This window comes from Phytobacter sp., from assembly GCF_059074235.1.
On record NZ_JCACPZ010000006.1, the window covers coordinates 446385 to 468388 of the forward strand.

Annotated in this window: 24 protein-coding genes; 14 read left to right on the forward strand and 10 right to left on the reverse strand. The window is 54.6% G+C overall.

The features are described 5' to 3' along the window. Positions 1 to 35 precede the first annotated feature (35 nt). The gene (locus AC5JPW_RS16845) at positions 36 to 305 is read right to left on the reverse strand and encodes a hypothetical protein (RefSeq protein ID WP_494242137.1); all 270 of its coding nucleotides are present in this window, start codon (positions 303 to 305) and stop codon (positions 36 to 38) included. Next, positions 274 to 2223, reverse strand: coding sequence for a proton-conducting transporter transmembrane domain-containing protein (locus tag AC5JPW_RS16850; RefSeq protein ID WP_494242139.1), 1950 nt, complete (start codon positions 2221 to 2223; stop codon positions 274 to 276). Before AC5JPW_RS16850 ends, AC5JPW_RS16845 begins: the two co-directional genes overlap by 32 nt. A gap of 387 nt (positions 2224 to 2610) precedes the next feature. Here AC5JPW_RS16850 and AC5JPW_RS16855 point away from each other — a divergent pair, with 387 nt between their 5' ends. Genes AC5JPW_RS16855 through hypB form a run of 8 tightly spaced genes read left to right on the forward strand, consistent with a single transcriptional unit; the run spans position 2611 to position 7795 of the window. Beyond that, on the forward strand, positions 2611 to 2856 hold the full coding sequence (locus AC5JPW_RS16855; protein WP_494242141.1) for a HypC/HybG/HupF family hydrogenase formation chaperone: 246 nt from the start codon (positions 2611 to 2613) through the stop codon (positions 2854 to 2856). A 17-nt stretch (positions 2857 to 2873) separates the two neighbouring features. After that, entirely contained in the window at positions 2874 to 3212 is a 339-nt protein-coding gene (locus AC5JPW_RS16860; RefSeq protein WP_494242143.1) for a hydrogenase maturation nickel metallochaperone HypA/HybF, read from the forward strand. 16 nt (positions 3213 to 3228) lie between these two features. Continuing rightward, positions 3229 to 3807 carry a 4Fe-4S dicluster domain-containing protein gene (locus tag AC5JPW_RS16865; protein WP_494242145.1) on the forward strand — a complete coding sequence of 193 codons (579 nt, stop codon included), beginning with the start codon at positions 3229 to 3231 and terminating at the stop codon, positions 3805 to 3807. Further along, positions 3807 to 5717, forward strand: coding sequence for an anaerobic carbon-monoxide dehydrogenase catalytic subunit (gene cooS / locus AC5JPW_RS16870; protein ID WP_494242147.1), 1911 nt, complete (start codon positions 3807 to 3809; stop codon positions 5715 to 5717). Before AC5JPW_RS16865 ends, cooS begins: the two co-directional genes overlap by 1 nt. Before the next feature lie 55 nt (positions 5718 to 5772). Beyond that, entirely contained in the window at positions 5773 to 6543 is a 771-nt protein-coding gene (locus AC5JPW_RS16875) for an ATP-binding protein (RefSeq protein WP_494242149.1), read from the forward strand. Positions 6544 to 6558: 15 nt separating this feature from the next. Then, positions 6559 to 6759, forward strand: a complete 201-nt coding sequence (locus AC5JPW_RS16880) for a CooT family nickel-binding protein (protein ID WP_494242151.1) — start codon at positions 6559 to 6561, stop codon at positions 6757 to 6759. A gap of 16 nt (positions 6760 to 6775) precedes the next feature. Beyond that, entirely contained in the window at positions 6776 to 7015 is a 240-nt protein-coding gene (locus tag AC5JPW_RS16885; protein ID WP_494242153.1) for a DUF8180 domain-containing protein, read from the forward strand. Positions 7016 to 7018: 3 nt separating this feature from the next. Then, positions 7019 to 7795: a hydrogenase nickel incorporation protein HypB gene (gene hypB, locus AC5JPW_RS16890; RefSeq protein ID WP_494242155.1), complete on the forward strand. Its 777-nt coding sequence runs from the start codon at positions 7019 to 7021 to the stop codon at positions 7793 to 7795. Positions 7796 to 7813: 18 nt separating this feature from the next. On the opposite strand, the gene AC5JPW_RS16895 is transcribed toward hypB, so the two are convergent. Next, the gene (locus AC5JPW_RS16895; RefSeq protein WP_494242157.1) at positions 7814 to 8473 is read right to left on the reverse strand and encodes a TetR/AcrR family transcriptional regulator; all 660 of its coding nucleotides are present in this window, start codon (positions 8471 to 8473) and stop codon (positions 7814 to 7816) included. Between the two features lie 424 nt (positions 8474 to 8897). Between AC5JPW_RS16895 and AC5JPW_RS16900 the strand changes: the two genes are divergently transcribed. Beyond that, positions 8898 to 9107, forward strand: coding sequence for a YdgH/BhsA/McbA-like domain containing protein (locus tag AC5JPW_RS16900; protein ID WP_494242159.1), 210 nt, complete (start codon positions 8898 to 8900; stop codon positions 9105 to 9107). A gap of 88 nt (positions 9108 to 9195) precedes the next feature. On the opposite strand, the gene pdxR is transcribed toward AC5JPW_RS16900, so the two are convergent. Beyond that, the gene (pdxR, locus tag AC5JPW_RS16905) at positions 9196 to 10674 is read right to left on the reverse strand and encodes a MocR-like pyridoxine biosynthesis transcription factor PdxR (protein WP_494242162.1); all 1479 of its coding nucleotides are present in this window, start codon (positions 10672 to 10674) and stop codon (positions 9196 to 9198) included. Positions 10675 to 10780: 106 nt separating this feature from the next. On the opposite strand from pdxR, the gene AC5JPW_RS16910 reads away from it, so the two are divergent. After that, on the forward strand, positions 10781 to 11239 hold the full coding sequence (locus AC5JPW_RS16910; protein ID WP_494242164.1) for a GNAT family N-acetyltransferase: 459 nt from the start codon (positions 10781 to 10783) through the stop codon (positions 11237 to 11239). A gap of 21 nt (positions 11240 to 11260) precedes the next feature. On the opposite strand, the gene AC5JPW_RS16915 is transcribed toward AC5JPW_RS16910, so the two are convergent. Next, positions 11261 to 13966 carry a winged helix-turn-helix domain-containing protein gene (locus tag AC5JPW_RS16915; RefSeq protein WP_494242166.1) on the reverse strand — a complete coding sequence of 902 codons (2706 nt, stop codon included), beginning with the start codon at positions 13964 to 13966 and terminating at the stop codon, positions 11261 to 11263. 210 nt (positions 13967 to 14176) lie between these two features. Between AC5JPW_RS16915 and AC5JPW_RS16920 the strand changes: the two genes are divergently transcribed. After that, positions 14177 to 14572, forward strand: coding sequence for an SDR family NAD(P)-dependent oxidoreductase (locus AC5JPW_RS16920; protein WP_494242168.1), 396 nt, complete (start codon positions 14177 to 14179; stop codon positions 14570 to 14572). After that, positions 14475 to 14957 (forward strand): SDR family oxidoreductase, encoded by a 483-nt coding sequence (locus AC5JPW_RS16925; RefSeq protein ID WP_494242170.1) that lies wholly within the window; start codon positions 14475 to 14477, stop codon positions 14955 to 14957. Before AC5JPW_RS16920 ends, AC5JPW_RS16925 begins: the two co-directional genes overlap by 98 nt. A 62-nt stretch (positions 14958 to 15019) precedes the next feature. On the opposite strand, the gene AC5JPW_RS16930 is transcribed toward AC5JPW_RS16925, so the two are convergent. Both AC5JPW_RS16930 and AC5JPW_RS16935 read right to left on the reverse strand, forming a co-directional pair. Further along, positions 15020 to 15568, reverse strand: coding sequence for a flavodoxin family protein (locus AC5JPW_RS16930; RefSeq protein ID WP_494242172.1), 549 nt, complete (start codon positions 15566 to 15568; stop codon positions 15020 to 15022). A 25-nt stretch (positions 15569 to 15593) separates the two neighbouring features. Then, positions 15594 to 16022: a DoxX family protein gene (locus tag AC5JPW_RS16935; RefSeq protein ID WP_494242174.1), complete on the reverse strand. Its 429-nt coding sequence runs from the start codon at positions 16020 to 16022 to the stop codon at positions 15594 to 15596. A 214-nt stretch (positions 16023 to 16236) separates the two neighbouring features. Here AC5JPW_RS16935 and AC5JPW_RS16940 point away from each other — a divergent pair, with 214 nt between their 5' ends. Continuing rightward, positions 16237 to 16617 carry a winged helix-turn-helix transcriptional regulator gene (locus tag AC5JPW_RS16940; protein ID WP_494242175.1) on the forward strand — a complete coding sequence of 127 codons (381 nt, stop codon included), beginning with the start codon at positions 16237 to 16239 and terminating at the stop codon, positions 16615 to 16617. A gap of 5 nt (positions 16618 to 16622) precedes the next feature. Here AC5JPW_RS16940 and dhaM read toward each other — a convergent pair whose 3' ends face one another. From dhaM to dhaK, 3 genes are read right to left on the reverse strand one after another with little or no spacing between them, the layout of a single operon-like run. Beyond that, positions 16623 to 18011: a dihydroxyacetone kinase phosphoryl donor subunit DhaM gene (gene dhaM, locus AC5JPW_RS16945; RefSeq protein ID WP_494242177.1), complete on the reverse strand. Its 1389-nt coding sequence runs from the start codon at positions 18009 to 18011 to the stop codon at positions 16623 to 16625. Positions 18012 to 18023: 12 nt separating this feature from the next. Further along, positions 18024 to 18656 (reverse strand): dihydroxyacetone kinase subunit DhaL, encoded by a 633-nt coding sequence (gene dhaL, locus AC5JPW_RS16950; protein WP_494242179.1) that lies wholly within the window; start codon positions 18654 to 18656, stop codon positions 18024 to 18026. 10 nt (positions 18657 to 18666) lie between these two features. After that, positions 18667 to 19737 carry a dihydroxyacetone kinase subunit DhaK gene (dhaK, locus tag AC5JPW_RS16955; RefSeq protein WP_494242181.1) on the reverse strand — a complete coding sequence of 357 codons (1071 nt, stop codon included), beginning with the start codon at positions 19735 to 19737 and terminating at the stop codon, positions 18667 to 18669. Between the two features lie 331 nt (positions 19738 to 20068). On the opposite strand from dhaK, the gene dhaR reads away from it, so the two are divergent. Continuing rightward, positions 20069 to 21982 carry a dihydroxyacetone kinase operon transcriptional regulator DhaR gene (gene dhaR, locus AC5JPW_RS16960; RefSeq protein ID WP_494242183.1) on the forward strand — a complete coding sequence of 638 codons (1914 nt, stop codon included), beginning with the start codon at positions 20069 to 20071 and terminating at the stop codon, positions 21980 to 21982. Positions 21983 to 22004 lie beyond the last annotated feature (22 nt).

Genomic DNA, 22004 nt, shown 5'->3' on the forward strand with positions numbered 1-22004 from the left:
GGTGGCAATCACCTCCGGCTTTATGCGGCATACGCTTACCGACCACAAAGGTGGCGACGGCCCCGATAATGGCAATCAGCGCGGCAGGTGACCAGTCCAGATTCAGCGACGGCAGCGCAGGTACTGTCCACTGCTAGCGGACCGGCAATCTGTTCGATAACCGGGCGTACCCAGTGCTGCAAACCGTAATCCGGGAACAGGCCGCCGAGGACAACCAGCGCGGCCAGGAAGCCAGTTGCGACCCGCATCGCCAGCGGCGCATCTTCAACCTTTTCACCCTGCCACGGGCGAGAAGAACAGCACACGGACGATGCGCAAATAATAAATTGCGCCCAGCACACTTCCGGCGAGGAACAACGCAGCCACCACCAGTGCATCGGCTTTCACGGCGGCGTAAATCATCATAAATTTACTGAAGAAACCGCTGAACGGCGGTAGCCCCATCACCGCCAGTGCGCCGATGGCAAAGCACAGCGCGGTAAACGGCATTACCCGACCCAGGCCTGCAATATCGGAGAGTTTTTTGCCTGCCGCACGGGCTATCAGGCCACCGGCGGCGAGGAACAGCAGGTTTTTGAAGATCGCGTGGTTCATCACGTGGAGCAGCGCACTGGCGAGGCTCAGACTGGTCATCAACCCCAGCATCGCCAGAATTTCTCCCACCTGCGCCAGCGTTGAGAAGGCCAGAATGCGTTTGAGATTATCTTCGCGCAGAGCCATCACTTCGCCATAAATCACCGTCATGCAGCCAAGCGTGGTCAGTACCAGGCCAAACGCCGGATGCGACCACAGATTCAGCAGTTGCCCGGTGAGGCTTGCCCCCAGCACGATGAACAGGATTTTGACCAGCCCGAAGACGCCTGCTTTGGTCAAGATGCCGGACATCAGCGCTGAAATGGACGAAGGGGCGACCGGGTGGGCATCCGGTAGCCAGCCGTGCATTGGCCACAATCCGGCTTTAACCCCCAGCCCCACCATGAAGCACAGGCCAATAACGGCGGCAAACCCAGGGGTGAGCAGCGTCGCCTGCGAGGCTATCACTGACATATCAAAGCTGCCAAAGCGGGTATGGCACACCAGAATGCCGAAATGCATGATGTACGCCCCGGTGCAGCACATCAGGAAGTACTTACGCCCGGCTTTCAGCGCCTGCGGCGTGCGTTCGTGTACGACAAGGAAATACGAGCTCCAGGTCATTAATTCCCAGAACAGGTAGAAATTACCAAAGTCCGGCGCGGAGGTGACGCCAATCAGTGAACCGGCCATCAGGAACAGGAAGAAATAGTAGCGGTTAGCGTGCTCATCATCACGCATATAGGCCTGAGAATAGACCACTGCCACGGTAATCAGACCGGCGAACAATACTGAGAATAAATGCGACAGGCTATCACTGTGGTTATGCTGCCAGACCAGATATAAAGTCAGCAGCGCAATAATGACCGCGGCACGATCGCGCAATCTCGCATTTATTTTCCCCAGTCCATAAAGAACGAAGCCGCCGACATAAGGCAATATGACCCAGTAATGCCAGGGCGTTTCGAAATTAGGCACCGGTGTTTTTATCGACGATGACGCATAATGCTCTGCAAGATGTAATAACGGCTCGGGCATTAAACTAAGCCAGATGGTGAGGGCAGTTAATAGCAGTAATATTATCCAGCGCGGCGTTAATAATTTCGTCAGCGGCATGGCTTCTGCTGGTGCATTATTATCCGGTTCCAGACAGACACGCTGAATAACAATAATATAATAAATTGAGGCGAGAATGGTCGCCAGGGTCGCGACGGCAGCAATTGCCCATTGGCCCTGTTCCATTGCGCCATAAAGGATTAAGAACTTACTGAATGAGCCTTTAAAGGGCGATAATCCCATCACGGAGAAGAGACCGAAACCGAAAAGCAACGAGGCCAGCGGCATACGCGAGCCGCTGCCGGCCAGCTTGTCGAGATCGCTGGAGCCTGTTCGTTTAATAAGCCAGGCCGCGCTCAGGATCGTCAACAGGCGCATCACTGCCTGTAATCCCAAATGCATCAACGCACCGGTTTCGCCCGATGCGTTATCCAGCCCGTAACCCAGAATGACATAACCCACTTCTGCGAGCGTAGAAAAGAGCAGCAATTTTGACAGATTGCGCAGATGTAATAACGCCATTATTTCGCCGACCAATAATATTAGTGTTCCTGACCAGGCGAGTAATGGAATGCCGAACAGTGATACTCCCATTTATTCCTCACGATACGTAGAGAGCGGATAGGCGGGAGTGAATTTATAAAATGTCGCCAGAGATGTCTGTCGGCTGGCTGACAGATATCCGGCAGGGAAACTGGGAATATGGCGTTCAGCCAGGGCGTTATTAATACATTATTAACAACCACCTGAATAAAGTATGAGGGATATCACCTTATAGTTGAGAATGAATATTAATACGCCTTAAGGGGTAGAGGGAGAAGGCATTATTTTTGTTTTTTTCTGCCGTTATTCATCGCAATTAAGATGATCTTAATCAAGAAAGGTAGTTATTTTTTGTCGGCAACAACCTGTGATTTTAAAGCGTGATTATCGCAACTGAATTAGCGCATGTGTGCAGACGAAAACCGGAGAGCACCGCCTATGTGTCTGGGGATCCCAGGGCAAATTCTGGAAATAAAAGATGCCGCTAACCTGCTCGCGGTGGTGTCGGTGGCCGGGGTGAAACGGGAGGTCAATATCGCCTGCCTGGTCGGCCCGGAACAGCCACCGCAGGCATGTGTGGGCTATTGGGTGCTGGTGCACGTTGGCTTTGCGATGTCCCGCATTGATGAACAGGAGGCGGCAGAAATGCTGATTGCCCTGAGTGAACTCGATGAACTGGACTGAGCGGAGGGAATGCGCAGATGCATGAAGCGGCATTAACCCAGGGGCTGGTGAAGATCCTGGTCGCAGAGGCCGGGCGGCATCAGGTCACCGCGATTACGCGGGTACGCCTGAAGGTCGGCACGATGCGAGCGGTGGAGCCGCAGTCGATGACGTTCTGTTTTGCCGCGTTCGCCGCCGGGACGATAGCGGAAAACGCCGAGCTGATTATCGACGCGTTGCCAGCCATCGCCCACTGCCAGGCCTGCGGGGAAGATTTTGAAGTGATCAAATTCCATTTTCAATGTGCCCTTTGTCACAGCCGGGAAGTTCAGCTTATCCAGGGTGACGAACTCTACATTGAAAGTTTTGATGCGTGAGGTAGAGGGTAACGACATGAAGAAAAAGGAAAATGTCATGATTTACGCCAATGCGCAGAAATGCCTTGGCTGCCATAGCTGTGAGATGGCCTGTGCGGTTAGTCACGGGGGAGATAACGGGTTGTTTGATGCGGTACGCGACCAGCTACCGCTGCATCCGCGCATTAAGGTGGTGGCGGCGGGTGACGCCAACATCCCGATGCAGTGTCGCCAGTGTGAAAACGCCCCCTGTGCGATGGTCTGCCCGACCGGGGCCTGTCGCCAGACGGACGGGCAGGTCTACATCAATGAAGCCAACTGCGTGGGGTGCAAGCTCTGCGTCATGGTCTGTCCATTCGGCTCCATCACCGTGCGCCGTACTGAACAACAAAGCCTGTACAGCGTGACCAACCAGGGCGTGGCGCAGAAATGCGACCTGTGCGTCTCCTGGCGTAAAGAGCAGGGCAAAGAACAAACCGCTTGCGTCGAGGCATGCCCCACTAAAGCCATCAGTCTGGTGGATATGCACACGTACCGGCAGGCACTCATTCTGGCCAGAGCCAAAGAACTGGCCCAGTCGCAGAAAAACATCGATGTGGTCTTAAGGGGAATGTAATGGATATCAAAACCAGAACGAGTGATGCGGCAACGATTGCCCTGTGTCCGGTAGCGGAACAAGAGGGTATTGCCACGGTATTTGACCGTCATCAGATGCAACAACCCCAGTGCGGTTTTGGTAGCCTCGGGCTGTGCTGTCGTATTTGCTGGAAAGGGCCATGCCGTGTCGATCCCTTCGGCGACGGTCCACAGTACGGTATTTGCGGGGCCAACCGCGACACCATCGTGGCGCGTAACCTGATCCGTATGATGGCCGCCGGGGCGGCGGGCCACTCCGAGCACGGTCGCCACATTGCGCTGGCGATGCAGCGTGTGGGCAAAGGCGAGCTGCCGGATTATCAGATTCGTGACCCGGAAAAACTGCGTGGGGTGGCGAAGCGTCTCTCCATTGAAACAGAAGGGCGCAGCACACGCGAGATAGCCTATGACGTGGCGACTAAAACCCTCGAAGACTATCAAAACCAGGACAGCAAAGTTCCGTGTCACTGGCTCAAAGCCACACTGCCGCCGAAGCGTTTGAACCTGCTCGGCAAGCTCGGTGTACTGCCGCACAACATTGATGCCACTGTGGCGCAGATTATGTCCCGTACCCACATCGGTTGTGATGCTGACCCGACCAACCTGGTGCTGGGGGGGCTGCGCGGTGCGCTGTCTGACTTCGACGGTATGGTGCTGGCCACCGAACTGTCGGACGCCATGTTTGGCACGCCGAAGCCGGTTGTGACCCAGGCCAACATTGGCGTTATCAAGAAAACCGCCGTCAACATCGCCGTTAACGGCCACAACCCACTGCTCAGCGAAGTGATTTGTGACGTGGCGATCGAAATGCAAAGTGTCGCCCGCGATGCCGGTGCGCCGGACGGGATTAACATCGTCGGCATCTGCTGTACCGGTAACGAAGTGATGATGCGCCATGGGATCCCGCTGGCGACCAACTATCTCTCGCAGGAAATGGCTATTTTCACCGGGGCTCTGGACGCGATGGTGGTGGATGTGCAGTGCATCATGCCGTCGCTGTCGACCATCAGCGAGTGCTACCACACCGAGTTCATCACCACTGCTGACGAGAACAAGATTCAGGGCTCCCGCCACATCAGTTTCCACGAAGAACATGCGCGTGAAACGGCGCGCAAAATCATCCAGTACGCCATCGATGCCTATGGCCGCCGCGACTCAAGCCGCGTGAAGATCCCGGACATCAAACAGACCGCGATTGTGGGCTTCAGCACTGAAGCGGTGATGGATGCGCTGGCCCTACTGAACCCTGAAGATCCGCTGGCCCCGCTGGTGGAGAACATCGCCAACGGCAACATTCTGGGCGTGGCCCTGTTTGCCGGGTGTAACACCACGCGTGTGAAGCAGGATGACAGCTTCCAGAAAATGGCCAAAATCCTTGCCCGCAACAACGTGCTGATGCTGGCCACCGGCTGTGGTGCTGGCGCGTTCGCCAAAAATGGCCTGATGAACCAACAGGCGACCGAAGCCTGGGCCGGAGATTCACTGAAAGCGGTACTGACCGCGATCGGTACTGCAGCCGGTCTGGACGGGCCGCTGCCGCTGGTACTGCATATGGGATCTTGTGTGGACAACAGCCGTGCCGTGGTGCTGGCGACCGCACTGGCGGAAAAACTGAACGTCGATTTAAGCGACTTGCCGGTGGTGGCGTCTGCACCGGAGGCGATGTCAGAAAAAGCCATCGCCATTGCCTCCTGGAGCGTGGCACTGGGCCTGCCGACCCATCTGGGTGTCATCCCGCACGTTACCGGGTCGAAAGTGGTGACCGATCTCATTACTGAACAGTCCAAAGATCTGCTCGACGGCTATTTCCTCGTCGAAACCGATCCGGTGCTGGCGGCTGAGAAACTGGTCGAGGTGATGAAAGAAAAACGCCGGGCACTTGGGATCTGACACCCGTCGCCCGCGTCGCAGGGTGCGGGCGTAGTCGTTGACTGAAGAGGTAGAGATGAAAATAGCCATTGCAGGTAAAGGCGGTGTAGGTAAAACCACCCTCGCGGGGTTACTGGCGCGCTCATGGGCGGCAGAGGGCAAACAGGTGCTGGCAATCGACGCTGACCCGGACGCCAACCTGGCGTCGGCAATTGGGATTCCAGCGGAACGTTGCAGCGAACTGCAGCCCTTTTCGCGAATGAAAGAGCTGGCGATGGAGCGGACCGGGGCCGGTGGGGGCTACGGCAGCCTGTTTATCCTCAACCCGAAAGTGGATGACCTGCCGGATGCCTTTTGCGCTCAGCATGAAGGGGTTCGCTTGCTGCAAATGGGAACGGTGGAGCATGGCGGGACCGGCTGCGTCTGCCCGGAACATACCCTGTTGCGTCGGCTAATGAGCCACCTGTTGCTGGAGCGTGACGATGTGGTGGTGATGGACATGGAAGCCGGTATTGAACACCTCGGGCGTTCGACGGCGGAAGCGGTGGATGTGCTGGTGGTGGTGGTTGAACCCGGACAGCGCAGCATTCAGACCGCGCAGCAAATCGGCGCACTGGCGGCAGATATCGGTATTCGTACCCTCGCGTATGTCGGCAGCAAAATTGCGAAACCATCCGACAAAGCGTTTATGCAGTCGAGGCTGGAGAGCGACAAAATCCTCGGCTATCTCTCACTGAACGACACCATCCGCAATGCCGATCTGAGTGGCAGTGCGCCTTTCGATCTGGGCGGCGAGTTTATGGCGGAGCTGAATGAGATTAAACAGCGCCTGGCGGCGTTGTGCTGAGCGAGGAGACGAAGAATGTGCCAGTTACGGGTTCGGGTCGCGATGCCTGACCAGAATGAAGAGCTGCTCGACGAGGTGACCAACGTGCAAGTGGAGGGGAAAAACATCACCCTTTCCCCTCTGTTTGAGCCGCCGCGCGAATTGACCGGATATGAGATTAAGTACATCGATTGCATGCATAACACGGTGCTGCTTGTGCCGTGTGCAATCGACTAAGTGCAGGAGAATATTGATGATTGAAGTCCCGCTGTTAAAGAAACTGCATGTGCTGGTGCCGCACTGGCGTGAGCACAACGATGAGCACATCGCGGAAATGGAAAAGTACCTGCGCGCGCTGGAAGAGCAAGGGCAGACGGAGCTGGCAAATCGCTGTCGCGATACTCTTGCGCAGATGAGCCTGGTGAGCGTCAAACTGGCGGCGATGGCGCAGCAGCTAACGCCTGTCAAACTCCCCGCGAAGGGGCAGGAGTAGGCGATGTGCGATAACTGTGGCTGCAACATTCCTCACCGAAGCCAGTTCAGCCTGGGTAATGGCGTCATTCATGCGATTATGCCGGTGAAAAGCAAAGGGTCGCATACGGTGCAGGTGCTGAAAAACCTGATGCAGGATAACGATCATCTGGCAGAGCACAACCGGCAGCACTTTGATGCCCACGGCACCCGGGTGTTTAACCTGATGTCATCCCCTGGCAGCGGCAAGACCTCGTTGCTGGAGGTGACCATTGAGCAGTTGCTGGCGCGCGGCCTGCGCGTGGCGGTCATTGAAGGGGATCTGGAGACGGAAAACGACGCGGTTCGTCTGCGGCGCAAAGGGGTCCCCGTCGTGCAGATTACCACCGGCATGGCCTGCCATCTGGATGCGCAGATGATCCACAATGCCTGGCACACACTGAGTGCTGATCCGGTGGACATTCTGTTTATCGAGAACGTCGGCAATCTGGTCTGCCCGGCGAGTTTTGACCTCGGTCAGCACCATAATGTGGTACTGCTTTCGGTGCCGGAAGGGGATGATAAACCGGAGAAATACCCGGTGATGTTCCGCCTCGGTGAAGCAGTGCTGGTGACCAAGATGGATCTGTTACCGTACTTCCCGGACTTCAGCCCGACACGCGTGCGTGAGGAGATTGACCTGCTGGCCCCGAACGCGAAGCTGATGCAGGTGTCCACGAAAGTGGCAGAAAGCCTGACGCCGTGGGTCGAGTGGCTGTGTGAGCGGGCGGCGAGTCACGACGCAGAGTTCAAAAGACAGTAAACCTATCCGCACGCCAGGCTACAGGCCAGGCGTGTTAACTGGCTTGTCGCTAACTAACATCGGCCACAGACGTAATGTGGTGTGGATGATCTGCATTAGCTTTTCCTCATCAGCCCCTTCGCGCGCACTGACGGACATACCGTAAATCACGCAGCTTAAAAACTGCGCGAGTAGGGGTAACGCCGCTTTCTCAGGTATTTGTCCACGCTGCTGGCGCTTGCGTAAAAAGTCCATCAGGGCCTGTTCCTGTCGGGCATGCCGCTCCCGGACAGAACAAGCAATCGACTCTGAAGCCGCAGCAAGCGTGGCAGAAGTATTAATGAAAAAACAACCTGCCGGGGTGTCTTTACATGCAAACCCCTGGGCTACGGCCGTTAAGTAACCGAGCAATGCCTGTTCCACCGTTTTCTCATCACAAAGAAGCTCCGCTTTATGCTTTTCCACAAAGCGAACGACATAGCGGTCAAGCACCGCTCTGAACAATCCCTCTTTATTCGTGAATTCTGCGTAAAGCGTCGGGGCTGTTGCACCGGTCGCTTCAACCAGTGAGGAAAGCGATGTGGCTTCGTAACCATGCTGCCAGAACAGCTCCATCGCAGTATCAAGCATGTTTTCCCTGTCGAACATTTTAGGTCGTCCCCGGCCTTTTCTGCTGCAACCCGAGGTGTGAGTGGTCATAGTACCGCCTGTTTTGTGTTTTTAATTAACACTCATTATAAAAATAAAAGACCGGAGATAGCCAGAACTAAAAAAGGGAGAGGGATTGTGATTTATATAAATGATTTATATGGATTTTATAATTTAAATAACGTTCATTATAAAATAATGTTGACGCGTGATGCAGATCACGTTTATGATTTACCTATCGAACGTTAACAAATTAATTTCAACTGTATCGATGCGAAGAATCAGCACGGCACAGCGGGGATTTATCAATAACGCAGATTGGATACAGCAGCAGAATCACCCGGTTTTTAGTCAGGCTTTCGATGGAGAAGGGCTGGCAGCAAGCGACCTCAAATAGCCGAAGTCGGATTGCAAATACACGTCTTAGTCTCGGGCAACATTGCCCATAACAAATACTGTCATTTAAGGAATTATCATGAAATCGCTCAAAACTCTTATCGCCGTTGCCGCACTGTCTATGATGTCATTTGGTGCTTTTGCTCAGAGTATTACTGCAACTGCAAGAACCCTCGACGATGCAGAAGCACAAATCGCTGCACAGGCACATCAGGCAGGTGCGTCTTATAAAATCACTGAAGCCAATGTGAACAATAATGTCCACATGACTGCGGAATTAACGAAATAACTGGGATTACTCGGACAGGCCACCAGATGTGGCCCGTCCGCCCTCAGAATTTAACCTCGCTTAAACCCCTCGTTGTAAACAACCTGTCTTATTTTTGCGTTATTCTTTGTGCCAGTTTCTGTATACCAGCGACAATTTCCACGGGCGAATGCGCGGCAAAACCCAGGAGAATGGCCTGTTTTGCTGGCTCTATCTGGCAGTAACGTGAAAGGGGTTGTGCGCCTAACCCAGCTTTACGACAGTTCTCAATGATGTACGGTTCCTCGATACCTTCCGCTAACCAACAGACAAGGTGAATACCGGAGTCCAGCGGCTCAACGGAAAGAATATCAGGCAGATATAATTTTATGGCTTCAATCATTACGCGCTGGCGTTCGTGACATGCCTTTCTGACCCTTCTGACATGGCGCGCGTAGTGACCCTCAGAAATAAAGTTGGCAAGTATCGCTTGTTCCATGACGGAGGTGCGTGTATCTGCGTAATACTTTGCAATTTTAAACGTCTCCACGAGACTCTCCGGGATGACTAAAAATCCCAAATGAAATCCCGGGAACATCATCTTCGAGAAAGAACCGGCATAGATGACTCTCTGCTGTTTATCTAATCCCTGAAGCGCTTGTACAGGCTGAGCGGCATATCTGAACTCACTGTTATAATCATCTTCAAAGATCCACATTTCATTTTCAGCAGCCCATTCAAGCAGAGCCATTCTTCTGGATAAACTTAATGTCCCGCCAAGAGGGAATTGATGTGAGGGCGATGTGAATATCATCTTCGCATTCGGCCAATGCTTTATCGCATAGGAAATATCCATGCCGTTTTGGTCACTTGTTACAGGGCGGATCCTGGCCCCCATAGCAGTAAATGCCCCCAAAGCGCCGTCATAACCCGGTTCATCCAGCCATACCTCATCGCCGTCTTGTAAAAGAACGTGCGCCGCAAGATTCATGGCTTGCTGCGTGCCATTGACGATCAGTATCTGTTCTTCAGTACAATTCAAACCACGTGTTGCACGCACATATTCACTGATGGCAGACCTTAATGGTTTAAATCCTGAAGGTTCATTGAGATTACCGTTATGGTGACGAAACTGACGCCACACTCGACCCATTATGCGTCCCCAAAGCTCATGCGGAAATATGTCTAGACAACCGACGCCAATATTAAATGTCATATTGCTTCCGGCAAGCGGTGAGGTTGCATCCCATATTTTTTTCATTACCCGCGTGTGCGGGTTAACGTTGAGGGCGTTTCTGTCATCACTGATTTTCTTTGGCGATGAAGGGGATTTAATCTGTATGACCTCATCAGGGATCACCGAGGTGACATACGTACCGGAACCTTTTTTGGTTTCCAGATAGCCTTCAGCAATCAGACGTTCTAAGCCAGATAAAACGGAATTACGGGAAATTGACATCATTTCAGAGAATGTTCTGCTGGAGGGCAGTTTATTTCCCGCTTTCAGTTGGCCATTCATTATTTTTTCTTTAATGGTCAAATAAAACTGCTCTTGTATTTTCCCTTTATTGAGCAAGAACCCTGGGTAGCTGACAGCCTCTTTTTTCATTTTCAAAGTGGACCCGTAAAAAATCAAAAAAGTGTACCTTTTATGATACCACTGTAAGCGTTACGCTTTCACCTCCAGATTAGTAGGAGTTAAAAAGGTGTTTGATATGTCACAAGAAAATTTAAAAATATCTGTGGTGCCGGTGCAAGAAGACGATTACGCAAAATGGTTGCCGTACTGGCTAAGTTATCAGCAGTTTTATGAGGTTCAGTTATCTGAAGAGACCACCCTCGAGACATGGAAGCGTTTTTTCGATGCTGAGAGTGACATGTATTGTGCCGTTGCAAAAAAAGGCGCGGAAATTATTGGCTTTGTTCATTATCTGTTTCATCGCTCGACATGGTCAGTCAATGACTACTGTTATTTAGAAGACCTCTTTGTTTCTAAAAATCATCGCGGTGAAAATACAGGGAAACACCTTATTGAGTATGTCCAACAGAAGGCCAGCGAGCGCCAGTGTGCACGGTTATATTGGCACACGCAGGAAAAAAACCTGACAGCGCAGCGACTTTATAACTGGGTAGCCGAAAAGCCAGGTGTTATCGAATACAGATTGCCCCTCTAAACGTGCCGAGGGCAGGGTAAATTACACCAACACGCCCAGTTTCCTCGCCTGATTCACTGCCTGAATACGCCCACTCGCATCGAGCTTTTCGTAAAGCTGCTTGAGGTGCCACTTCACCGTTTCGACGGAAATACCGAGCGTGCGGGCGATGGCTTTATTGGAGTTGCCCTCGGCAATCAGGCGCAGCGTCTGTTGCTCACGCTCAGTCAGCCGTAGCGTATCTGGCTGAGGGACAATTCCCAGTAGGGTTTCTGCGCCCGACACGCTATCTGCACCTTCCCGGTGTTCACGCATCCAGGCAAGAAGAAGGGGCAGATCCGGCCCGGCATCCTGCAGGCTCTGCGAAAGCTTTTGCTCTACGGCGAGCGCAAGCGCAGGCGTGCAGCCCCTTGCTGCCTGTTTAGCGTCACCGGCTTGCCACAACGCCACCGCTTGCAACAATCTGGCGCGTAGGGCAGATAACGTCTCACCACAGGCTTCTTGCGCCATTATCACTTCATCGAGTCGGGCAGCCGCAACTCGCGATTTACCTTCTGCCAGCAGCAGGCGGCTTTCACTGAGGAGGCTATGCCAACGGGCAACAACGTTATTTGACTCGCGAGCCAGCCCGGTCAGCGTGTCAAAAGCCTGACGGGCACCGTGTGTCTCTCCGGCCTCCTGTAACAGCTTCACCCGTTCGGCGAGCAGCGCGACGCGGGTACGCCACCAACCCCGGCGGAGTGACAACTGTTCGGCATGCATCAACAACGCCTGAGCTTCAGGCCGCTGGCCGTTCAAATGCGCACGGCGGGCCAGAATTCGGTAACACAGACTGACGCCATCGGCCGGACAAACGTCGTCAATCATACTCAGGAGCGGTGTTAATAGCGCGTGGGCTGCGGCATCGTTGCCACGCTCCCAGGCAACGGCAGCCAGCAGCGGGGCAAGGGTCGCACTGCTACTGGAGTTGAGTCCGGTTTGAAGCTCTGCCAGGCGCAATGCCTGCGTTGCCTGGCGTTCTGCCTCATCAAGATTGCCCAGACGCAACCAGGCCAGCGACAGCACGAATGCCCGGTAAACCTCGATAAACATATTGCGTTTTTTGGTCATCCCGACGGGGAATTGTTGCTGCACGTCCAGTGTCTTGCGGGGTTGGGCGAGTGCCAGGTGGCAATAACTGAGGATGTTGCAAACCAGCCCGTCAACCCAGACATCCCCGCAGGGCACTTGCGCGAGGAGAGGCTCGACGATGGCAATGCTGTCGGTGATGTTATCGGCAAAGGCTTCGCAGATAGCACGCACGACTTGCTGTTTGACACGGGTTGAGCGTGCCAGCGGCTGACGTTGAGCGGACTCCATTGCATCGATGGCGTCGAGCAACTGACGGGCGTCGTCGAAACGAAAGTGGTGCGCTAATGCCCAGGCCAGATTGAGTTGCAGTTCAACGCGGGAGGGATCCGGCGTGGCGGGCAGATAGCGTATCCAGCGCACCATAGTATCAATATCGCCTTCTTCAGCCAGCGACTGCGCGCCCACTTCAGCGTGAAGGGTGACCGATTTTCCGGCCGCCAGTGCATGGCGTATCGCTTCAGCCCAGAGTTGCTGGGCGGCAAACCAGTTACCTGCTCGCTCGTGTAACTGAGCAATATCCCTTTCATCGCGCAGTTGCAGACGGGCCCGGAGCGCATCACGCATCAGCGGGTGATAGCGAAACCAGAGTCCACCTTCATCGAGCGCACTGACGAACAGATTATGCTGTTCAATCCAGGCAAGCATGGTTTTACCGTCTGTAGTTTGCGTGACAGTGTCACATAAATCAGGGTGCAGGCGATTGAGAATCGAGGTTTGCATTAAAAACTGAAGCACCGCGGGTGGTAGCGGGGCAAAAATCACCTCGTCCAGATAGCGGGTAATTGATCGCGAGCCTGAGCGCAGTTCCCCCGCAAGGTGATGAACCATTTTGCCGTCATGCGGGGCCAGTGAGGCCATCTTCATGCCGGCGATCCACCCCTCGGTGAGTGATAGCAACTGCGGGATCTCCTGCTGCTTAACGGTGTTTTTTTCCGTCAGAGCAAAATAGCCCTGCGCTTCAGCCAGATTGAAACGCAACGACTGGTCATCTATTTCCACGTACTGCTCCTGAATCTGCAGGCGACTCAGGGTAAAGGGCAGTCGGTTGCGGCTGCCAATAATCAGATGCAGACACGCTGGAGCATGGTGAACCAGCCAGCTTACTCCGTGATGAATCTCAGGATTGCTCAGGGTGTGATAGTCATCGAGGATCAGAAAAACCGGATCGGAGCAGGTGTGTAACGCATTGGCGAGTTGTGCCAGAAACAGAGGATAGTCTGCCTGGCTGGTGTGGGGGGCCGTATGTGCAGACGCCTCATCCAGCGCCGGACACATCGGCCGCAGTGCGGCCAGTAGGTAGCGGATAAACAGTGCGGGAGTGTTGTCATCCTCTTCCAGACTAAGCCAGGCCATCGCGTCTCCCTGTTGCAGGCGCGCGCGGTACCACTGAGCCAGCAGCGTCGTTTTACCGAACCCGGCGGCGGCGCAAACCAGCGTCAGACTGGCGGTGGTGGCGCTGTCCAGAAGGGTGAGCAGGCGATCGCGTTGCAACAATGTTCCCGGTGTGCGGGGCGGAGTGAGCTTGGTGAGGATCAGCGGAAGTTTGTGGGTAAAGCGAAAAGGGGCGTCGTCAAGGTTCTCCGTGGTCAACGGACCACCAGGGGAAATAAACGTCATAAAACCGTGACCTCGTTATTCTTTCTTTCCCCGAGTGTACTCAAGGACGCTGCGTCAGAACCAGCGCTACACGCCTGATAACACATTCGCCCATCGTGCCTACCCCCCCATCAGAGGGGGTAGGCCACCCCTCGCGCGGGCGGTACTGTAATTCCACATCATGCTGTTGTTAATGCAGCGTTTTTTCTATCAGGATGAGGTGAAGAAAGTATGGCTATCGAAAATAAAGTCGCGCTGGTAACCGGTGCCGGTCAGGGGATTGGTCGCGGTATTGCATTGCGTCTGGCAAAAGATGGCGCATCAGTCATGCTGGTGGACATGAAAGCCGACGAGCTGGAAGCGGTTGCGGCTGAAGTCCGGGCGCTAGGGCGCAAAGCAGCCACGTTTGTGGCCGATATCTCCGACCGTGAGCAGGTCTACGAAGCTATCGCGCAGACAGAACGCGAGTTGGGCGGCTTTGACATCATCGTCAACAATGCGGGTATTGCCCAGGTGCAGCCGCTCTCGGATGTTACCCCGGAAGAGGTGGATCGCATTATGCGCATCAACGTGCAGGGCACCTTGTGGGGTATTCAGGCGGCGGCGAAGAAATTCGATAGAGCGTAAGCAGAAAGGCAAGATCATTAACGCCTGTTCTATCGCCGGGCACGACGGCTTTGCGATGCTGGGCATTTACTCGGCGACCAAATTTGCAGTGCGTGCACTGACCCAGGCTGCGGCCAAAGAGTATGCCAGCCGTGGCATTACCGTGAATGCGTATTGCCCAGGGATTGTGGGTACCGGCATGTGGACTGAAATCGACAAGCGCTTCTCCGATATCACGGGTGCACCAGTGGGTGAAACCTACAAGAAATACGTTGAAGGGATTGCTCTGGGCCGTGCCGAAACGCCGGATGACGTGGCAAGCCTGGTGTCGTATCTGGCAGGTCCGGATTCTGATTATGTAACCGGGCAGGCGATTCTGATTGATGGCGGGATTGTGTATCGCTAACAGTTGAGACAGTGAAAGGGAACCTTTCCTCATACAGAAAGGTTCCCTTTTGAACAACTAAATCAGTTAAAACGTGCTGCAATTGCCGCGACACGCTCACCGAATTTGGTTGCCGTCGCCAAATCACCCGCCGGGATCTTATCCGCACCGGCATCAGACGGAGACTGCACCAGCAGACCAACCGAACCGCCGAGATTGTTCAAATCTTCACGGGAGGACGCCAGTGTATTCGCGGGAGCCAGGCCCAGACTCACCCACAGACCACCGTGCTGAGAGGCCAGAGTTTGCAGATACTGCAAGGTCACCTGTTTGTCTCCATTCAGGCTGGCACTGTTGCTGAAACCGGCGAAAATTTTGTCCTGCCAGCTACGGGTAAACCAGGCTTTCGAGGTGGCATCGGCGAATTTTTTAAACTGCCAGGGTGCACCGCCCATGTAGGTAGGCGCGCCAAAGATGATCGCTTTGGCGTCATTCAGCGTCTGCCAGTCCTGTTCAGTAATCTCACCGTTTTCATTAATCGCAATCAGTTGCGCTTTTGCCCCTGCGGCGACGTTTTCTGCTACCAGAGAGGTGTGGCCGTAGCCGGAAAAATAAACGACAGCAATAGTCATGTGTAATCCCTCAAAAATGAATGGTTTAGTGTTTATTGCCTGACAAACTGTATTTACCTGCGCCCAGGAACATGATGCACAGGCCGCCCAGGAAATAGAGCGCTTCGCTTTCCAGTCCCCACGCGCCTACTTTGGTCAGCGTGAAGAACTTATCGGTACCGACCAGCAGCGTTGCGACCACAATGTTGAACGCGTAAATAAACGCCGCCGGGCGGGTCAACCAGCCAATGATGATAAGAATCGGTGTGACGATTTCCCCGATATACACACCCTGCGCGATGAAACCGGGCAGTCCTTTGGCTTCGAGCATCGCTGAAATCCAGTCCACACCGTGGCTGACTTTTGCCACACCGTGAAACAGCATCAAAATGCCGAAGGTCAAACGCAGCAGCAACCGGCCAAAGTCTGGGTGGTTGGTGTAACGAGTAAAAGTCTCATCAAATTTATTCAACACGGTGCGATCTCTTTTTATATCTCGCGGTGAACGCGATAGCGTGACCGAAAGAAAACAGGTGTTATGGGTATGAGCAAACGCTTTGCCATTCAGCGCGCCTTAGTATCAAATAGATACCTGATGCGAGTTATACACGCTATCTTACGGGCACGAAAGAAGGCACTCGATCGCCACTAAGTTCCCTCGAGGAAACCTATAAAGAGTCACTATCGTTATGAATAATCTGCAAATACCCTATGACATCTATGACGATCGCTGCCCAACACGCGACGTGCTGTCGCGTCTGGCGGACAAATGGGCGCTGTTGGTGCTGGGATGTCTGGAGCGGGGGCCGCATCGATTTAATAACTTAAGACGCAGCATTCGCGGGATTACCCAGAAAATGTTGACGCAAACGCTGCGTAAACTGGAGCGTGACGGACTGATATCCAGGGAGATATTCCCGACGGTGCCGGTCACGGTGGAATACCGTTTATCGCCCCTGGGACAGACGCTGACCCAGACCGTGTCTCTGCTCACGCTCTGGGTGGAAGACAATATGGATGCCATGTCCGCCGCGCAGTCGGCCTATGACAGGGCCAATGCGGCGGGGTAGTGTCGCTAATTCCCCACCGACAACAACTCTCCGCCTCTGACCGCATCAAGTGCGTGACCCTGCTGGCTACGCCAGACAATCCCCGCTTCACGGGCGATGATGGCACTGTGGGAGTGGGGGCTGCCGTGTTTCAGGCAAACGGCGGCAACCTTGGCTTTATCCAGTTGCAGCATCACGGACGGGAAAATATCGTCGGCAATAATCACCGTCGGGTGCAGCAGGGCGGGTAAGCTCTCCACATTGTTTGCCAGATGCATCAGCGTGCGGTGGCGCAAGTCGTCAATGTCGATATAACGCGCCTGCAAGTACGGGGAGTCGAGTTGTTGATACTGGCGGCTTAAATCGGTCAGCGTCTGGTGCCATGCCCATTCGGCGGTGCATTTCCCTTGCTGCACAATCTGGCTGGCACTGGCGAGCAGTTCCGGATCGTCCAGCAGGGTATGATGACCGGAAAAAATGGCCGCAATCTCCGCGGAATATTTTGCCTCCGCCAACCGGGTTAATTCAGTAAGGTCGCCAAGCGTCTGAGCAATGGCTTGTTCCAGTCGGGCGATTTCTTCTTCCACTGAGCGCACCGTGGCCTGAGCCAGCGGGATAACCGCAGGTGCATAGCGCAGTGCCAGACCCGACGCGCTGACTGGGGTTTCAGCAGGCTTTGTTGCTGCGTTAATCTCTTCACCGAAATGCGCTTCTGACAAACGCTTAAAGGCGCTCAGTGCCTGTTCGGCCTCTGGTCCAGACGCCAACAATCTTAGGTTGTCATTGCAGCGTACCTGGAGCAGGGCAATCTGGTTGATGCTGTCGGGTTTGATGCGTTTGCCTGCTTTTTCAAGCATCAGCGTCGCCTTAAAACCCGCCAGGGCAGCAACCAGACGGGACGCCGGGCGCACATGCAGGCCATTAGGGTTTTTTATCACCACACTGATGGATGAGGCATCGTCCGGCATGCCGGGCTCTGTGACCGGTGTGTTTTCCGAAGGCGCAAGCCCAAGCTGTACACGCTTAGCCTCCAGCGCATGCTCTGCATCGGCCATCACTTTTTCAATACCGGAGCCGGTGGCGGCGCTGACCGTGGCGGCAAGCGAACCTTCAACCAGCGGAGCGGCACATAAGCGCACTTTAGCGGCAATGTCCGGATCCAGCAGTTCGAGTGCGGTTTCCGCACTTAATAACGCGCTGCCAATGTCCATCATCACCAGAATGTGGTCGGCATCAGCAACAGATTCAATGGCTTCCATCACTTTGATGGGATCTGTCCCGATGGGGTTATCGGGATCGTCAATTCCAGCGGCGATGGCTAACTTACAGCCTTCTCCCATCAGCATCTGCCGCGCCAGTTGCCCGACGCCCTGGCCCAGTAGAGCACTATGAGAAACGATTACTAAATTAACCATCGCCATTTCCTTTTACTGACGGGCTGCTGCAGCCAACATCTGAACCATAAACATCACCGAGGTCGCACCTGGATCCTGGTGTCCAATGCTGCGCTCACCCAGATAGCTGGCGCGACCTTTACGCGCCTGCATGGTGATGGTTGCCTGTACGGCCTGCTCCGCGACCTGACTGGCCGCGTCGAGCGCTGCCGGAATCGTCAACCCGTGGGTGCTGGCACTTTCCAGCGCGTCCGCGACCGGTAGCCAGACGTCGCACATGGTTTTATCGCCAGGCTCTGCTTTGCCGCGCCCGACAACGCCTTCAGCCCCTTCACGGATCATCTGCTGCACTTCCGGCAGCGTCAGGCTCTGGTGTGCCTGAGTGGCCTGTGCCGCGCGCAGGAAGAAGGTGCCAAACAGCGGACCGCTGGCGCCGCCAACGTTAGAGAGCAGGACCATCCCGGTGTTTTTCAGAATGAAGCCAATGTCCTTGTCGGCAATCGCAGGCAGTTTCTCCACCACTTTGCTGAAACCCCGGTGCATATTGAGTCCGTGGTCTGCATCGCCAATTTCCCGGTCCAGGCCGGTGAGAAAATCGGCTTCTTTGGTAAAGACGTCGCCGCAGCGATAAAGCCAGTCAACAATCTGATCTCTGGTCAGTGACATAACGTATTCCTTAATTTCCCCAGTTGAGAGCGGGGGTGTGAACCGGGGCATCCCACAGGGCGAGGGTTTCATCGTCCACTTTCAGCAGGGTGATGGAGAAACCGCCCATGTCCAGCGAGGTGCAAAGGCTGCCCACCAGTTTGCGCTCAATAACGATACCGGCTTCCTGGCAGCGGGTGTCCAGTCGGTTATAAACGCCATACAGTTCAGAAAGTGGGGTTGTGCCGAGGTTGTTGACCATCGCAATCACCCGGTCGCCGCGTTGCAGCGCCTGTTTGCTCTGTTTCACTTCCTGCCAGCTACCGGCATGACTGTCCCATTCGCGTAGCGTCCGGCTGTAGTTACCGTTTTCCAGCAGCACGGCAAACATCTCATCAACAGTAGTATCGAGCGAGCTGAATGCGCGGCGATCGATACCGGGCTCGCCATGAATGCCCACGCCAAACTCCATCTCGTTATCTGCCAGCACAAAGGATGGCTGACCGGCAGCAGGCACGGTACAGGCGCTCAGCGCAATGCCGATGGAGTGCCCCTGGTTGTTAAGTTTGCGCCCAAGTTCCGCGCACGCTTTCAGCGAATCGCCACGTTCAGCGGCAGCACCGACCAGTTTTTCAATCAATACGGTGTTCGCCACGCCACGACGCCCGGCGGTGTAAAGACTGTCTTTCACTGCAACGTCGTCATCGACCACGACGGTGGTGACTTTCACGCCGCTTTCATGCAGCAGTTCGGTGGCGGTTTCGAAGTTAAGAATATCCCCGGTGTAGTTTTTGATGATCAACAGCACGCCTTCGCCACCGTCGATGGCCATGGCGCACTCAAACATTTTATCGGGCGTCGGCGAAGTGAAGATCTCACCCGGACACGCGCCGGAGAGCATCCCCTGCCCAATGTAGCCGCAGTGCATCGGTTCATGACCGCTGCCACCACCCGACAACAGCGCCACTTTCCCGGCTACGGGCGCATCAGCGCGGGTGACAAATACGGGGTCCTGATTGAGCTTCAGCTCGGGATGGGCTTTAACGAGGCCAAGCAGTTGTTCACTTAATACATCTTCCACACGGTTAATCAGTTTTTTCATTATTCAGCGTCCGTAGAAGGTTACGAGGGTAGCCAGTCGATAAGGGCCAACTGCAAGACATGTCCATGGCCGATGAAAGGATTCTCGCCTGGTGGAGAGAAAAGAAAATCACCCGCTAAATCTGTTCCAGAGTGAAACGTCAGCGCAGAAAAATGTTCCAGAATGGAACATAAAACAACGGGTTTTACGCGAAATGAGAGGCCAGACAATCTTTTCAGCGCGGGGATTCTTTACCTTCCTGCAAGGCAAGCACGCACTCGATCCCGTTCCCTCGGCCCTTTGGGGAGAGGGCCGGGGTGAGGAGCAAACATCTCGCAAACAGGAAACCGGTATGACTCTACCGATAATGAAAACAGAGCAGGAAGCTTCAACATTTATCGCCCAGTCGTGGCAGCGCTGCGAAAAAATCATGCAGCGCGAAAACTGGGGCCTCCCGCACCGGGCGCAGGGGCTGACTTTCGCCTCGATTACCCGGCGTAAAACTGGTTTGCTGACAGTGGGCCAGGCTGCGCTGGAGGATGCGTGGGAGTACATGGACGGGCGGCCCTGTGCACTGTTTATCATGGATGAGTCCGCCTGTATTTTGAGCCGCTGCGGACACCCGTCGACCCTTGCCGCACTGGGTTCGCTGGGTTTTCAGGACGGCAGTTATTGTGCGGAAAGTATCATTGGCAGTTGCGCATTGTCACTGGCGGCCATGCTGGGTCAGCCTGTCAGGACACTGGGGACACAACATTTTAAAGAGGCACTTTTTCCGTGGGCGTTCTGCTCGACACCGGTTTTTGATAACCACGGTCGCCTGTTCGGCTCTATTGCGCTGTGTTGTACCGTTGAACAGGCATCCCCGGCCGATCTTTCTCTGACGCTTGCCACTGCCCGCGAGATAGGTAATTCGCTGCTTACCGACAGTCTGCTTGCGGAATCGAACCGCCATTTGAATCAGATGTATGGCCTGCTGGAGAGCATGGACGACGGGGTCATGGCCTGGAATGAACAGGGAGTATTGCAGTTCCTCAACGTTCAGGCTGCGCGGATGCTACAACTGGATGTGCAGGCGTGCCAGGGGAAGAATATCAATGACCTGCTGACGCTACCTGCGTTGTTGCGACGTGCCACCCGACAGGCTCGTTCTGTCAGCCATGCGGAAGTGACCTTCGAGATCCGCCACCAGTTTGTGGATGCTGTTGTGACCCTCAAACCCATTGTTGAATCTCAGGGCAACAGCTTTATTCTGTTATTGCACCCGGTCGAACAGATGCGTCAACTGATGACCAGCCAGTTGGGCAAAGTCAGCCAGACGTTTGAACAACTCCCCGCTGACGATCCGCAAACCCGGCGTATGATCCAGTTTGGTCGCCAGGCGGCGCGCGGCAGCTTCCCCGTTTTGCTCTATGGTGAAGAAGGGGTAGGAAAGGAGCGCCTGGCGCAATCCATCCATAATGAGAGTGAGCGTGCGGATGGCCCATACATAGCCGTGAACTGTCAGCTTTATGCCGATGGTGCGCAGGGGCAGGACTTTATGGGCAGTGCGCCGACCGAAAACGAAAAAGGGCGGTTGAGTCGCCTGGAACTGGCCCACGGTGGCACCCTGTTTCTGGAAAAAATTGAATACCTCGCACCGGAACTGCAATCGGCCCTGTTACAGGTCGTGAAGCAGGGCGTGCTCACCCGCCTTGACGCCCGACGCATGATCCCGGTAGACATCAAAGTGATCGCCACCACCACGGTTGACCTGGCAACGCTGGTGGAGCAAAACCGCTTTAGCCGCCAGCTTTACTATGCGCTGCATGCCTTTGAAATCGCCATTCCTCCGCTACGTGAACGGCGAGAGAGCATCCCGGCGCTGGTACAACACCGTCTGCGTAGCGTTGAGCGTCGATTTTCATCGCCCCTGAGAGTGGATGATGATGCACTGGCACAGCTGGTCGCCTACTCCTGGCCCGGTAATGATTTCGAGCTAATAAACGTGATTGAAAATATCGCCATTGGCAGCGAGCAGGGGCATATCCGCCTCAGTAGTCTGCCGGACTGGTTGTTCAACGAACGCGTCAGCGAACAGAGTCATGCCACTATTCAGCCACCCAGCCTGGCATTTTCGGCCATCGAAAAAGAGGCCATTATTCATGCCGCACGGGTGACGCGTGGGCGAGTGCAGGAGATGTCAGTATTACTCAATATCGGGCGCACCACCCTCTGGCGGAAGATGAAACAGTTCGGTATCGATGCCGGGCAGTTTAAAGGTTAAAAAACACCCGTCAGTCGATATG